The sequence below is a fragment of the Paenibacillus sp. FSL R10-2788 genome, from assembly GCF_038003885.1.
In the GTDB taxonomy this organism is placed as follows: domain Bacteria; phylum Bacillota; class Bacilli; order Paenibacillales; family Paenibacillaceae; genus Paenibacillus_AQ; species Paenibacillus_AQ odorifer.
This window is the reverse complement of the sequence record NZ_JBBOQA010000001.1, coordinates 4,674,517-4,688,430: the sequence shown is the minus strand read 5'-3', so window position 1 is coordinate 4,688,430 and position 13,914 is coordinate 4,674,517. Positions and strand designations below refer to the sequence as shown.

Annotated in this window: 11 protein-coding genes, 1 pseudogene and 1 riboswitch; of the genes and pseudogenes, 8 read left to right on the top strand and 4 right to left on the bottom strand. The window is 44.0% G+C overall.

The window, feature by feature from the left end:
* Window positions 1–35 precede the first annotated feature (35 nt).
* Both lysA and NSQ50_RS20905 read left to right on the top strand, forming a co-directional pair.
* The gene (gene lysA, locus NSQ50_RS20910; protein ID WP_036676133.1) at window positions 36–1,370 is read left to right on the top strand and encodes a diaminopimelate decarboxylase; all 1,335 of its coding nucleotides are present in this window, start codon (window positions 36–38) and stop codon (window positions 1,368–1,370) included.
* A gap of 145 nt (window positions 1,371–1,515) precedes the next feature.
* A complete protein-coding gene (locus NSQ50_RS20905; RefSeq protein ID WP_036676135.1) occupies window positions 1,516–1,947 on the top strand; it encodes a peptidylprolyl isomerase in 432 nt (143 codons plus the stop codon).
* A gap of 55 nt (window positions 1,948–2,002) precedes the next feature.
* Here the strand turns inward: NSQ50_RS20905 and NSQ50_RS20900 are convergent, their stop codons facing one another.
* On the bottom strand, window positions 2,003–2,758 hold the full coding sequence (locus NSQ50_RS20900) for a YwaF family protein (protein WP_036676136.1): 756 nt from the start codon (window positions 2,756–2,758) through the stop codon (window positions 2,003–2,005).
* Window positions 2,759–3,001: 243 nt separating this feature from the next.
* On the opposite strand from NSQ50_RS20900, the gene NSQ50_RS20895 reads away from it, so the two are divergent.
* Window positions 3,002–6,469, top strand: a complete 3,468-nt coding sequence (locus NSQ50_RS20895; RefSeq protein ID WP_076223034.1) for an LPXTG cell wall anchor domain-containing protein — start codon at window positions 3,002–3,004, stop codon at window positions 6,467–6,469.
* A gap of 16 nt (window positions 6,470–6,485) precedes the next feature.
* Here NSQ50_RS20895 and NSQ50_RS31625 read toward each other — a convergent pair.
* From NSQ50_RS31625 to NSQ50_RS20885, 3 genes and pseudogenes are all read right to left on the bottom strand, one after another.
* Window positions 6,486–6,680 (bottom strand): annotated as a pseudogene (locus tag NSQ50_RS31625) (stalk domain-containing protein); the annotation flags it as partial.
* Window positions 6,681–6,898: 218 nt separating this feature from the next.
* The gene (locus NSQ50_RS20890; protein WP_076223036.1) at window positions 6,899–8,002 is read right to left on the bottom strand and encodes a sensor histidine kinase; all 1,104 of its coding nucleotides are present in this window, start codon (window positions 8,000–8,002) and stop codon (window positions 6,899–6,901) included.
* Window positions 7,999–8,709, bottom strand: a complete 711-nt coding sequence (locus NSQ50_RS20885; protein ID WP_076223038.1) for a response regulator transcription factor — start codon at window positions 8,707–8,709, stop codon at window positions 7,999–8,001. The genes NSQ50_RS20890 and NSQ50_RS20885 overlap by 4 nt, the downstream gene beginning before the upstream one ends.
* A gap of 458 nt (window positions 8,710–9,167) precedes the next feature.
* Here NSQ50_RS20885 and mscL point away from each other — a divergent pair, with 458 nt between their 5' ends.
* The 5 genes from mscL (at window position 9,168) to ribH (ending at window position 13,788) form a co-directional block, all read left to right on the top strand.
* Window positions 9,168–9,563 (top strand): large-conductance mechanosensitive channel protein MscL, encoded by a 396-nt coding sequence (gene mscL / locus NSQ50_RS20880; protein ID WP_036676141.1) that lies wholly within the window; start codon window positions 9,168–9,170, stop codon window positions 9,561–9,563.
* 188 nt (window positions 9,564–9,751) lie between these two features.
* A riboswitch (FMN riboswitch) is annotated at window positions 9,752–9,925 on the top strand.
* A 218-nt stretch (window positions 9,926–10,143) separates the two neighbouring features.
* Complete coding sequence (gene ribD / locus NSQ50_RS20875; protein WP_076223040.1) at window positions 10,144–11,244, top strand: bifunctional diaminohydroxyphosphoribosylaminopyrimidine deaminase/5-amino-6-(5-phosphoribosylamino)uracil reductase RibD; 1,101 nt, start codon at window positions 10,144–10,146, stop codon at window positions 11,242–11,244.
* Between the two features lie 55 nt (window positions 11,245–11,299).
* A complete protein-coding gene (locus NSQ50_RS20870; protein WP_076104433.1) occupies window positions 11,300–11,968 on the top strand; it encodes a riboflavin synthase in 669 nt (222 codons plus the stop codon).
* Window positions 11,969–12,030: 62 nt separating this feature from the next.
* Window positions 12,031–13,284, top strand: a complete 1,254-nt coding sequence (locus tag NSQ50_RS20865; RefSeq protein WP_051490904.1) for a bifunctional 3,4-dihydroxy-2-butanone-4-phosphate synthase/GTP cyclohydrolase II — start codon at window positions 12,031–12,033, stop codon at window positions 13,282–13,284.
* A 36-nt stretch (window positions 13,285–13,320) separates the two neighbouring features.
* A complete protein-coding gene (gene ribH / locus NSQ50_RS20860; protein ID WP_036676377.1) occupies window positions 13,321–13,788 on the top strand; it encodes a 6,7-dimethyl-8-ribityllumazine synthase in 468 nt (155 codons plus the stop codon).
* Window positions 13,789–13,914: the final 126 nt, after the last annotated feature.

Sequence of the window (13,914 nt, the reverse complement as noted above, 5' to 3'; positions counted from 1 at the left end):
ACCTTGATATTCCACAGAAATTGGAGGACTAAAGAATGTTTCTACACGGTACTAGCCGCATTAACGATGCTGGGCATTTGGAGATCGGCGGATGTGATGTAACTGAATTGAAAGCGGAATATGGAACCCCGCTATATATATTGGACGAGCAATTGGTTAGACAACGTTGCCGGGAATATATGGATGCTTTTAAAGCCTCCGGCCTTGGTTTCCAAGTAGCTTACGCAAGCAAAGCGTTTTCAGTAATGGCAATGGTTCGTTTGGCTGATGAAGAAGGTTTGTCACTGGATGTTGTATCTGACGGCGAACTATATACAGCTTTGCAAGCTGGCTTCCCGGCAGAACGTATTCATTTTCATGGCAACAATAAGACATCTGAAGAGATTGAAATGGCGATTGATGCCAAAATCGGCTGCTTTGTAGTCGATAATCTGGTAGAGCTTAACCTTTTGCAGTCCATTGCCGCACGTAAAGAAGTTAATGTGAACATCTTATTGCGGGTGACACCAGGTGTAGAAGCGCATACTCATGAATATACCGCAACTGGCCAGACGGATTCCAAATTCGGTTTTGATATCGGTAACGGATCGGCCTATGAAGCAGTGAAAGCAGCAGTCAGCAAAAAGAATATCACGCTGCTTGGTGTGCATTCCCATATTGGTTCGCAGATCTTTGAAACCGATGGTTTCCAGCTGGCTGTTGAGCGTGTGGCAACTTTTGCCCGCAGTGTTAAAGAAGGCTTGGAAGTGGACTTCCGTGTAGTCAATCTTGGCGGAGGTTTCGGCATTCGTTATGTTGAGGGAGATACCCCACTACATGTTTCTGAATATGTTGCAGCGATTACGGATGCAGTGAAGACTCATTTTGCGGGAATTTATAGTGCTTTGCCGGAAATTTGGGTGGAGCCGGGCCGTAGTATTGTTGGAGATGCAGGTACTACATTGTACACTGTAGGATCTAACAAGGACATTCCTGGCGTGCGTAAGTACGTTGCTGTTGATGGTGGAATGACCGATAATCCACGCCCTGCTTTGTATCAGTCTAAATACGAGGCATTGCTTGCTAACCGTGCTAACGAAGACGCAACTGAGACTGTCTCCATCGCTGGTAAATGCTGCGAGAGCGGAGATATGTTGATCTGGGATGTAGAGCTGCCGAAGGCTGAAAGCGGCGATTTGTTGGCTGTAGCCTGCACAGGTGCGTATAATTACTCCATGGCCAGCAACTATAACCGTCTTCGCCGTCCGGCTTTAGTATTCGTACAGAACGGACAAAGCGATCTTGTAGTGCGTCGTGAAAGCTATACGGATCTTATTGCCAACGATATTGTTCCAGAGCGTATCGCCAAACAGACAGTTGTTGCTAAGTAAAAGCCTGCTGCTGTAAGGTGGGTAAGGTTGAGCAGCATACAGAGCAAGCAGGAAAGTCTCCTGCTTGCTTTGCTTTGTGCGTGGTTTCATAGTAATATAATTGAGGTATTCTAAATTTGTTAATTTTGAAAGGGGTCATTTACATATGGCAAAGCAAGCGAAAATCACTCTAGAAAATGGCGGCGTAGTGCTGCTGGACTTGTTCGATCAAGATGCACCTAACACTGTAGCCAACTTTGAAAAGCTGGCAAAAGAAGGTTTCTACAACGGATTAACATTCCACCGTGTTATCCCTGGTTTCGTTGCTCAAGGCGGATGCCCTAACGGAACTGGATCTGGCGGTCCAGGATACACAATCAACTGCGAAATTAACCCAAACAAACACGAACGCGGAACACTTGCTATGGCACATGCGGGTAAGAACACAGGCGGAAGCCAGTTCTACATCTGCTACGCTCCACAACCACACTTGGATGGAGTACACACTGTGTTTGGTAAAGTAGTAGAAGGCATGGATCTTGTTGATGCTTTCAAAGGACGCGACAAAATGACTTCGGTAGAAATCATCGAAGCTTAAGATTTAATAGTTAAAAAGCCAGTCTCCGAATATCGGGGCTGGCTTTTTTGTGTTGTTAAAGAATCCGCCTAACCTGTGTACGCCGCGAATTGCGCCGTTCTGGCAGCCAGAAGAATATCAAATACATGGCAAGAAACACAGTGAAGGCAAACAGCTCTTCAACAAGCAGGTAATAAGGATAAGGTCCAAAATAATCCAATACGGAATAGGTGCTAGGCTTCTGGGATAGGAACATGTAGTTTGAGCCTAGGAAGTAATTAGCAGTCCAGATGCAGGCAGCCACAATATTGAGGCCAAGCATGGTGATGAGTAACGATCTCCAAGTCGGCTTGTAGCCCTCAATCCAGGTCATATAAAGAGACGCCAGAATAATAGAACCATGAGCTATAAAAAACAGGAGAAAGCGGAAATGAGGGAACGGATAAACTAGGTTAGGGGTAAGCAAAGCAATAAATGCTCCGCCGATCCCGGCAAAGTAGAGAAAGGAATAAAGGGTTCGACTGCGTGAAATTAACATGATAATAGACAGCAGTAGAGTGATTCCACAGAGCTCGAACGGTAATGAGGAGCTGGAGCGCCAGATGTTCTGAGAGATGTACCACATTTGCAGCCCGGCTTCTGAGACTACAAGTAGAATGATTAGCAGCAAACGCACACTTTGCCGAAGTCTTGAATCTGCACGAATTTCAAACCGTAAGCCATAGAGCAGTAGACAACTTAACGTAATGATAGACAGCGCAACCCAATGCGAAGATGAGAACATGATGAAATCCTCCGCGTGCTGGCGATCAAAAAAAGATGAAAGCTGCATAGACAAACCTCCTTTGAACGTGAAAACATCCATCAAAAATAAAGTTTGAGAATTTTAATAATATTGATTCTAGATATCCATAAATTGGGTATATATGTATATGTTCTGTCAACTCCACCACATAAGGAAGACTTTTCATTATATTAACATAAGATGGGGCGCTGGGTGCGGAATTACATATGAAGCTTTTGAACAAACAGGGGTGGAAAACAATTAGAACAAGAAAATGGAGGCAAAAAGAACATGTTTAAGAAAAAAATAAGTGTAATGGTCATTATTTTGATGCTTATGGCACAATATGCCTATGGCATCGGATTTGCTCCGCAAGTAAAAGCGGCTGCGATTGATGACGAAAGAAATATCATCACCAGTGTTTCGATGGCTGTTTACGGGCCGGATGGAATCACAGTCACGAATAGCGTATACGAACAAGATGCTAATGTTACCTTGGATTATAATTGGTCTCTTCCTAAAAATCATAATTACAAGCAGGGCGACACTTTTACTTTTCAGCTACCGGAACAGTTCCAGCTATTTAATGATTTTAACGGACCCTTAGTCTCTGAGGATGGAGATGTAGGGAGCTTTGAAGTCAGGCAAAATTCACATGAAGTGATAATGACTTTTAATGACTACATAGAAATGCATGATGACGTGCAGGGAACGCTGCGGTTAAATACTAAATTCGATAAACAGAAAATCTCGGGCAGTACTATTCAGAATATTTTATTTCCCGTGAGCGGCGGTATTCAGACAGTGACAGTGAATTTTAAACCAAGTGTTGGATCGACTATAGAGAAGAGAGGTATTCCCGAAGGCTTCAATGCGAACCAAATATTATGGACTGTTGATGTCAATAAGTCTTTGGAAGCCGTGGGGAATGCCATTGTGATAGACCCCATCCCTTCAGGCTTATCATTAAATACTCCAGTCACTGTGAGCGTGTATCAACTGAGCATTCAATTGGATGGTTCAGTAACGGAAGGAGCATTGCTCGACACAAGCAAATACTCTGCAGAGCTCTCCGGAGGGTCACTGATTGTCCGTTTTACGGAGCCTGTGATTAAAGAGGCTTACCGTATTGTATATTCCACAGGGATTACTAATGACCATCAGCTAAGCTTCACCAATACTGCAACTTTTTCAGGAGATGGGCAAGAGCCTGCCAGTTCCTCTGCCACAGTGAATGTAGAACGTGGAGGAAGCTTGAAAAAGTATTCCACAAGCTATGATGGGGGCAAGCAGATCATTTCCTGGGCAATTGAATATAACTACAGTGAAAAGAACATCCCGAAAGGAAACGCTGTGTTAACAGATTTGTTCGATGATTCTCAAGAGCTGGTAGCCGATTCGCTAAAAGTATATGCTGTGCAGCTGGATTCTTCCGGTGGTGCAACGTTAGGCAATGTTTTGACAAAGGATGTTGACTACACGGTTGTTTCCACCTCAGACGTTCATAAGGCTGGATTTCTATTGCAATTTGTACACGATGTTACTTCACCATATCGAATCGAATATAAGACAAAAGCGATAAAGCGCGTGTTTGAGGATGCCACCATAACTAATACAGTCTCCGATAGTACGTATAGTAATCAGGCTACCCGATTAATCCGGTCTTCCATTCTTTATAAGACTTTATCAACCGTAGATTATCAGAATAAAACATTGGGCTGGAAGGTCACATTGAATAGTGACAATTACCCGATGAGCCATGTTGCAGTTACCGAATCCTTCCCATTTGGCGGCCTAAAGTTTATTCCGGAATCACTGGTGATTAGAAATCTGAATGGAAATGTTTTAAATCCGAATAACTATAATCTAGTGTACAACTCACCTGTCGAGCCTAATAAAGGCTTCAAGGTAGTGTTTAATTCACCAATATCTGGACTTTACACGATTAGCTATTCTACAGAATTTGACAAGGATTGGATTTGGGCTAAAACTGAAAATTTCAATAACAAAGTTCGCTTAGACTGGATGGACACTACTGAAGCCTTACGCACGATAGAAGCAGAAGGGTTATTCATTCCTAGACCTGAAGCGAAAAACAATGGATTTAAAGGAGGAGCCTACGATGCTTCAACTAAAGAAATTACTTGGACGATAGGCGCCAATTATAACGGCAAAACCCTCGAAGCTCCGGCGCTTGTTGATATTTTAAAATCAGGCCAGACCTTGGTTCCTGGTTCACTTAAAGTTTACACTATGAATATTGCAAAGAATGGTGATCCTACCAAGGGTGGAGAAGTGAATCGTAATAAATATACCTATAGCTTAAATAGCGATAATGAATTAAAGGTCATTTTTACAGATACGATTAACTCCGCTTTCTACATTGAATTTAACACAAGTCTTGAAGGGCAAATAATAGGCACTACTATTGATAATAAAGCTAATCTCTATGATGGAACAAAAGTGGTTTCCAAAGATTTGACCGCCTCCGTAAAAATTCCTTTTGGAGAGGATTATGTGCTGAAGGACGGCACACAAAACGGGGATAAAATCGACTGGAGCCTGCAAATTAACCGGGGGCAGTCTACTGTAAAGGATGCTTTAATCAAAGATACTCCTAGTGCTAATCAAATTTTGCTGCAGAATTCATTCCATCTATATCCTACGGCTGTAGCTGTGAACGGAGATATCACGAAAAGCGGCCCTGAATTGATTCAGGGTATTGATTATAGCGTAGTTAATACAACGGATGCCGATGGAAAACAATCCTTTGAGTTAAGCTTTGCCATCGAAATCAGCAGGGCTTACATTCTCGAATATCAATCCCTGATTGTGGCTAACACTGGAGACAAAGTAATAAATACTGTACATTTCAGTGGTTTTAACGGCAGCGAAATAAGTAAAGAGACCTCCAAAGAAATTATTGTCGGGGTCTCCAGCGGTTCTGGCACAGGCAGCGGGGTTAGAGGCACCCTCAATATTAAGAAGCTAGATGCTGAAGATAACTTAAAAGCGCTTGGTGATGCGGCTTTTGCATTGTATCGACTAAATGGAGCGGAACGTGTATTGATTAACAGTCTAACTACAGATGCAGAGGGTACAGCTACATTCAATAAAATATGGCTGGGTAGCTATGTATTGGTGGAGACAGCAGCTCCAAATGGTTACGTGCTCGATACATCCGAGCATCCAGTGGAGATTCGTTCCTCGTCAGCGATTCAACTGGTGATTACGAATCAAAAAGCAGTGGAGCCAACGCCTACGGCAACACCAGAACCAACCGATGCTCCAACAACAACACCAGAGCCAACCGTAATACCTGCACCATCAACAACGCCAGAACCGACGGTTTCTCCATCACCAGAAGCGACTACTGCACCTACACCAATCCCTACAAGCAGCACATCTGGAGGTTCGGTGGTACCCACGTCTACAAGTTCGCCCGTACCAGGGGTAATTATTAATGATCCAGCTGTTCCTGCTGGTCCTGGAATTGCCGCCGATCTAGGATCCGCGCCATCAACCGATGAGGGAATTCCTGAGCAAGAGATAACCGAAGATGAAATTCCTTTAGGAGAAGTTGATATCGATGATGAAGAAGTACCAAAGGGTACGGTGAACAATAGCACTTCGGTTGCTCCTCAGCTGCCGAAGACAGGTGAGAATAGTCCAATGCCACTGTATCTGTCGGGAATTGGGTTGATAACGATAGGCTTTGTTTTGAACCGAGTATTTAGACGTAGGGGTAAGACGGAGTGATTGAGATTAGTGTGATTTAAGCTTTTATGCAAAAGCACCCAGCATGATAAATGCCGGGTGCTTTTGTGCTTTTTTTGAAAAATTTATGGCTGATTCTTAAGTGTACCGGGACTAAAACTTTTCCTCCTGGCAGTAGTGGCGCAGCATCAATGGTGAGAGCTTTCCCGTTCACGAGTGCTTTGACACTGCCCACAGTCATAGTAACGGTGTTCTCGGCGTGCTTAAGCTAAAGATCAGTAGCGGTCGGCGATGCTTAGCTGTCGCGGTATGAATGAAATGGCCCCTAGCATAGTTAAATAAGATGGATAATAATATTAGAGGAATTCCTCACTTATAGCAGAGTTGGTATGAAATGATCTTAAGGCTTTATGTTATGAAATCTTATCATTTTCTTAATGGATGAGATTGTACAAAAAATCCCCGCAAGCATCATTCGCTCACAGGGAAAGAGGTTTCAAATTCAGTTTGTTTGCGTGTGCTTTTGGCTGTAATGGTTCCGCCGTGAAGCTCTGCAATACTCTTGGCTATGGCGAGCCCTAAGCCACTTCCGCCTGTCTCTCGGGAGCGGGATTTATCGACACGATAAAAGCGTTTAAATAAGTGGGGGAGGTCGGATGCAGGGATAGGAGTACCATAATTCGTACATACAGCAACTATTCTACCGTCTTTTCTAACAACAGAAATGTCTAGAATTTTCCCTTCCTTTCCGTATCTTACGGCATTGGTAAATAGGTTCTCATACAATCGCACCAGCTCATCCGCATCTCCGTTGATGATCAGAGGAGCTGTATCCGTATGAATGCGGTAGATCATATCTGCTTGTTCCAGTACGGGTGCAAATTCCTCAATCAGCTGTTCGAGCAGCTTGCCGAGATCTACAGGCTCAATATTTAGCGGTAATCCGCTGCTGCTGACGCGTGTGTATTCAAATAAATCGTCGATTAGCTTTTTAAGAGTCAGAGATTTCTCATAGGCAATATTCACATAATAACGCAGCTCAACCTCGTTTTTATAACGATCCTTCTCCACATATTCAAGGAATCCGAGAACAGAGGTTAGTGGGGTTCGGAGGTCATGGGACACACCTGTGATTAGGTCATTTTTGGCTTTTGCAGCGGCTCGTTCTTCCTCTATAGCAGATTTTAGCTTGCCAGCCATTGTGTTCATATTTTCAGCGAGCTTTCCGAGTTCATCCGTACCTGATACCGGCACCTTGAAAGACAAATTGCCATCCGCAATGGCCTGAACTCCGCTCGTAATGTTATGAAGATTCTTAGTTGTATTTCTGGACAGTTTTAGGATGAAAAAAATAAATAAAGGAATCCCTATAAGAATTACAACTGGCGTCGATCCAATGGTATTGATCACCCAGAGAATGAGTCTGACTCCCCAAAAGGAGCGCGAAGGATTTAACCACAGCAATAGTGAAGTGCCATAATAGCTGCCCATTAAGATTAAAGCGGTGAGTGCTAGGCTTGTTAAGCTGAAGCCAACTATTTTCCAGGATAGGGTATCGAATCGTTTAAAGTTCAACTAGAAGGACCTCCTTTTTCCAGTTTGTAGCCAACGCCCCATACCGTTTTTAAGTATTGTGGTTTACGCGGATCTTCTTCTATTTTTTCTCTGATTTTACGAATATGCACCATGAGTGTATTGGTGCTTTCCAGGAATTGTTCTTTCCATACTTTGGCGTAGATCTGCTCCATGCTTAGGACTTGTCCTCTATTACGGGCGAGCAGCTCTAGAATCGCAAATTCTCGCGGGGTAAGTTTAACTGGCTGATCATCCACACTAACTTCATGCGTAACCGAATTAATAACCAAGCCATCAATGATGATTTCATCCTGTTTGGCGTTTAGATCTGCCATGTAATTTCGAGTTCTGCGCAGCTGGGATTTAACACGGGCAACTAACTCCAGCGGACTAAAAGGTTTCGTAACATAATCATCTGCACCTACGCTAAGTCCGTTGATTTTATCAAGTTCCTGCCCTTTAGCAGATAACATGATGATCGGAAATTTTTGCGTTTCACGAATTTTAATACAAGCCTCAATGCCGTCCATATTAGGCATCATGATATCAAGAACCATGAGGTCTATAGTCTCTCTATTGATAATTTCGAGTGCTTCCAGCCCGTCTCTGGCAGTTAACAGCCGATAGCCCTCGTTCTCCAGATAGATCTGCATTAGTTTAATAATCTCGGCTTCGTCGTCCACCAATAGCAGCGTTGCGTTGTGCATTTCTCAACGTCCTTTCTTGCTTGTAAAGCAATCTTGCTATAAGAAGTATACAACATTTTCTTGTTTGGAAGCCTCATTTGAAGACCGGTGAAGGCAAAGGAACTGTATTGCAGCTCATAAATTAGTGGAATAAAAGACCAAATCGCCCACAGCATTATGCCAGTTTGTTTTTTCTTTTAGCTTGCTCTGATCGCTGTGCCTCAATCCATGTTTTGATCTGTGATAATACATTCCCAGCCATGCCCCTAACATGCAGTTCTGGAATCTTTTTTAAGAGTTGTCATGATAGAAATCTTCCTTTCTTGTAGTGCTTAAACCCTATTTAACAGGAGACTTCTTAACAACGCTGGCAGATAAAAGTAAAGGGAAACTTAATAGTTTCTTAACAAGTCTTAAGAATTAGGAAGCTACTATGCTATAATAATTTCAAATTAAATATGTTGGGGGTAATTTGGAATATGTGGAAGGAATTTAAAGCTTTTGCCTTGAAAGGAAATGTTCTTGATTTAGCGGTTGCGGTCATTATTGGAGCTGCATTCGGAAAGATTGTAACTTCATTAGTAAATGACATTATTATGCCAATTGCAGGTTTGCTTACTGGTGGGATAGATTTGAAGGATCGGGTGCTTGAAGTCAGTACGGACCTGAAAATACCTTATGGACTATTTTTACAATCGGTTGTGGATTTCTTTATTATTTCATTTTCCATTTTTTTGGTTATCAAGCTGGCCAATAAATTTCAGCGCAAAGAAGCCGTTAAAGTTGAAGTGGTGGAGACTCCAGCACCTGCAGAGGATATCGTGCTGCTTACGGAAATTCGTGATCTTTTGAAACAACAAGAACGTGGTTTGTAATCATGAAATATAACCAAGAAGCGCCAGGAGTCCTTGTCCTGGCGCTTCTTGGTTTCCTTTTATAAACTCAGTACAATCTATAATCTAGTTACAAATTTTAAGTAAATATAATAAACGCACTTGCATTTCGCTGGTGTAAGTGATAATTTTGTTAGTAAGGAAAACTTGAACCTCAATTAAATAAAGGATCAATCCTTCAGGGCAGGGTGTAATTCCCTACCGGCGGTGATGCTGTTGTAGAAGTAACTTATTAAGTTCATCTACAGTGCTCAGTCCGCTACCCGGCTCGCGTTGTTGACGCGAACGGTGGACCTGGTGAAATTCCGGGACCGACAGTATAGTCTGGATGGAAGAAGGAGAGGTTGACCGCTTGTCTGCAATGGACTGGCGGATCGCAGTGTTTTCATATAATTATGTGCGATATTTCACAATACCCGTCGATTGACGGCTATTTAAGCACACTTTTATTTGGACTGCCGATTAACTCTCGCATAACCCATCTTGAACTCCTCCTGGAGAATGAGATGGGTTTTTCTGTTTTTTTAGCTTAAGAATAGACAGCAGTGGATAGGAGGAAGAGATGGACAACATGAATGATGAGTTTTATATGTCGCTAGCACTGGACATGGCCGAACGTGCCCAAGGGCAAACGGGAATTAACCCTGTTGTTGGTTGCGTTGTGGTGAAGAATGGAGCAATGATTGGACTCGGAACTCATTTGCAGCGCGGTACGGGGCATGCCGAGGTGCACGCTTTGAATATGGCAGCTGGGCAGGCACAGGGCAGTACGGCATATGTCACACTAGAACCGTGCAGCCATTATGGAAAAACTCCACCTTGCAGCCAAAGGCTGATCGATGAAGGGGTAGCTAGGGTTGTAGTTGCTTGTGAAGACCCGAACCCTCAGGTGGCAGGAAGAGGAATCCAAATGCTGCGTGACCAAGGGATTGAGGTCGAAGTTGGTTTGCTGCGTGATCGCGCGTTTCGATTGAATGAGCGTTTTATCAAATATATTTTGACAAAACAACCTTTTGTTACGCTGAAGAGTGCTAGCACGCTTGATGGCAATCTGGCTACCAAATCTGGTGACAGTAAATGGATTTCGAATGGGGAAGTGCGGGAGATCGTACATACGCTGCGGCATCGGCATCAGGGCATCATGGTCGGTGTGAATACAGTGATTGCTGATAATCCCTCTCTGACAACAAGAACAGAAGTGCCTGGCATTAACCCGACGCGGATCATCATTGATTCCGGGCTACGTATTCCTCTGGATTCGGCAGTTGTATGTGATGGCCTAGCGCCTACTCTTATTGTAACAACCGATGCTGCAGATCCTGCTAAGAAGGCTGCACTGCTGAAAGCAGATGTTCAAATCGTTGTGTGCGGAGCAGGTCCAAGAGTGGATCTGAAGGCGGCCATGATATCCCTTGGCGAAATGGAAATTGGCTCTATTTTGCTTGAAGGCGGGGGAACGCTGAACGGTGCGATGCTGGAAAGCGGGCTAGTGGATCGTGTGATTCTCTTCTTCGCTCCAAAAATTGTCGGTGGTGGTGCAGAAGCGAAAGGGACTTTCGTATTCCCGGGTGTAGAGCTGATGAAGGATGCGATCTCACTTGAAGGATTGGAAGTAAAAGTGCTAGGAGATAATGTATGTATCAGCGGTACTCCGGTACGCTAACAAAAGCTATGCAAGAAGTGAATTTGAGGAAGTAATGCTTTTTAGGAGGGATATCATGTTCACCGGATTAATTGAAGAGGTTGGTGTTTTGCGCAGTGTCTCCGCCGGTGGGGAAATGATGGTGCTGAATATTGCCGCTTCGGTCATCATGGATGATCTAAAAATCGGTGACAGTGTGTCCGTCAATGGGGTTTGCCTTACGGCGACAACTTTGGGCGATCATTCCTTTACAGTGGATGTAATGCCACAGACCTACCGGAATAGCAACCTGAAGGAACTGAAGCCCGGCAGCCGGATGAATCTGGAACGAGCGATGGCAGCTGGCGGGCGTTTTGGAGGACATATTGTTCAAGGACATGTTGATGGCACTGGCATTATTAAGAGTGTAAAACGTGATCAAAATGCTGTCGTATTCGAGATTGCACCGGATCGTAAATCACTATTTAAATATATTATCCCTAAGGGATCGATCACGATCGACGGCATTAGTTTAACTGTAGTGAAGACTACGGCCTCATCGCTGGCAGTGTCCATTATTCCGCATACGTTAGGGGAAACAGTACTGACGCACAAACGGGCCGGGGATAGTGTGAATATCGAGTGTGATGTACTTGGCAAATATGTAGATCATCTGTTGCATTATGGCTCAGCCGCCCAAGATGAAGAAGGCGAGAGCAGCTCCGGGATTAGTCATGATTTCTTGGCGGCGAACGGGTTTGTCTAAATAAAGAGTTTGCTTACGAAGAAGGGAATAATCTTTCGTAAAGCTTTTAGGAGGATAGGATCATGAGCGAGCAATCGAAAAAGGAAAGTGTCTTGGATCCGATTGAAGATGCGATTTATGACTTAATGCGCGGTAAAGTCATCATTGTAGTGGATGATGAAGATCGTGAGAATGAAGGGGATTTTATAGCCCTTGCTGAACGGGCGACACCAGAGGTCATCAATTTTATGATTACTGAGGGACGTGGATTGGTTTGTATGCCTATTACCCAGGAGCGTGCGGCAGAACTTGAACTGCAAGCCATGGTAACCCACAATACCGATAATCACGGTACGGCTTTTACCGTATCTGTTGACCATATTGATACAACCACTGGGATCTCTGCGGGGGAAAGATCTTTGACCGTTAAGGCCATGATCGATCCAAAAGCGAAACCTGCTGATTTCCGCAGACCGGGGCATATGTTCCCGCTGATTGCGAAAAAAGGTGGCGTTCTGCGCCGCTCCGGACATACGGAGGCTGCTGTTGATCTAGCGCGGATGTGTGGCGCTTATCCAGCCAGTGTCATTTGCGAGATTATCAAGGAAGATGGCTCAATGGCCCGCTTACCTGATCTAATCGAAATTGCCCGCAAGCATGATCTTAAGCTGATCAGCATCAAGGATCTTATTCATTATCGAAATGAAAAAGAACAACTCGTCACGCGAGAAGTGTCTGTACGACTTCCTACCGACTTTGGGGATTTTCAGACCATAGCTTATACAAATGAAGTGGATGATAAAGAGCATGTAGCTTTGGTAAAAGGAGATATTTCCGGCGATGAGCCAGTACTTGTACGTGTTCATTCCGAATGCCTGACGGGTGATGTATTCCACTCCCATCGTTGCGATTGCGGCCCGCAATTTGAAGCTGCACTGCGGCAGATCGAAACTGCCGGCAGGGGCGTGTTGCTCTATATGCGCCAAGAAGGCAGAGGCATTGGCCTTATCAATAAGCTTCGGGCTTACAAGCTGCAAGAGGAAGGTCTTGACACTGTAGATGCGAATCTAAAGCTTGGTTTTCCAGCAGATCTGCGTGATTATGGAATTGGAGCACAAATTCTGAAGGATCTGGGTGTGCGCCAAATCCGTCTGCTCACGAACAACCCGCGTAAGATCAAAGGGCTGGAGGGTTATGGATTGGAAGTCGTTGAGCGCGTGCCGATACAAATGCCGGAGAACAAGGACAACACCAACTATCTCCACACGAAGCAAGCGAAGCTTGGACATATGCTGTCTTTTGACGATATTGAACAAAATGAGGATTCGAAAGCTTAACCATACATTATAAAAAACGAAGGGTAGATGATGGATATGCCGAAATATTTAGAAGGACACTTAGTTTCTGAGGGGTTAAAATACGGAGTTGTTGTAGGACGTTTTAATGAATTTATTACCAGCAAGCTTTTGTCAGGTGCACTCGATGCCTTTAAACGCCATGGTGTCGGTGATGATGAAGTGGATGTTGCTTGGGTTCCAGGGGTATTTGAAATTCCATTGATCGCGCAAAAAATGGCTGAAAGCGGCAAATACGACGCTGTAATTACCTTAGGAACGGTTATCCGTGGTTCCACTACACACTATGATTATGTATGTAATGAAGTTGCCAAAGGAGTAGCCGCTATCAATCTTAAGACCGGCGTGCCAACCATTTTTGGCGTAGTTACTACTGAAAATATTGAACAGGCCATCGAGCGATCAGGAACTAAAGCAGGCAATAAAGGCTGGGATGCTGCGACTGCTGCGATTGAAATGGCGAATCTTAACAAACTGTTTAAGTAAGTCAGCTATTGACGAATCAGTCGAATTCGTGCTTATTTATAGTATAAGAAGAAAGCATGGATTATAAGAGCCCTTTCTACTTGTGTAGCGTCCAGACGGGCGCTGCACTTTACTTTTTTTGGCGGG

Coding starts and splice junctions, on each gene's coding strand:
- lysA (WP_036676133.1), top strand. CDS start 36: ATGTTTCTACACGGTACTAGCCGCATTAACGATGCTGGGCATTTGGAG.
- NSQ50_RS20905 (WP_036676135.1), top strand. CDS start 1,516: ATGGCAAAGCAAGCGAAAATCACTCTAGAAAATGGCGGCGTAGTGCTG.
- NSQ50_RS20900 (WP_036676136.1), bottom strand. CDS start 2,758: ATGCAGCTTTCATCTTTTTTTGATCGCCAGCACGCGGAGGATTTCATC.
- NSQ50_RS20895 (WP_076223034.1), top strand. CDS start 3,002: ATGTTTAAGAAAAAAATAAGTGTAATGGTCATTATTTTGATGCTTATG.
- NSQ50_RS20885 (WP_076223038.1), bottom strand. CDS start 8,709: ATGCACAACGCAACGCTGCTATTGGTGGACGACGAAGCCGAGATTATT.
- mscL (WP_036676141.1), top strand. CDS start 9,168: ATGTGGAAGGAATTTAAAGCTTTTGCCTTGAAAGGAAATGTTCTTGAT.
- ribD (WP_076223040.1), top strand. CDS start 10,144: ATGGACAACATGAATGATGAGTTTTATATGTCGCTAGCACTGGACATG.
- NSQ50_RS20870 (WP_076104433.1), top strand. CDS start 11,300: ATGTTCACCGGATTAATTGAAGAGGTTGGTGTTTTGCGCAGTGTCTCC.
- NSQ50_RS20865 (WP_051490904.1), top strand. CDS start 12,031: ATGAGCGAGCAATCGAAAAAGGAAAGTGTCTTGGATCCGATTGAAGAT.
- ribH (WP_036676377.1), top strand. CDS start 13,321: ATGCCGAAATATTTAGAAGGACACTTAGTTTCTGAGGGGTTAAAATAC.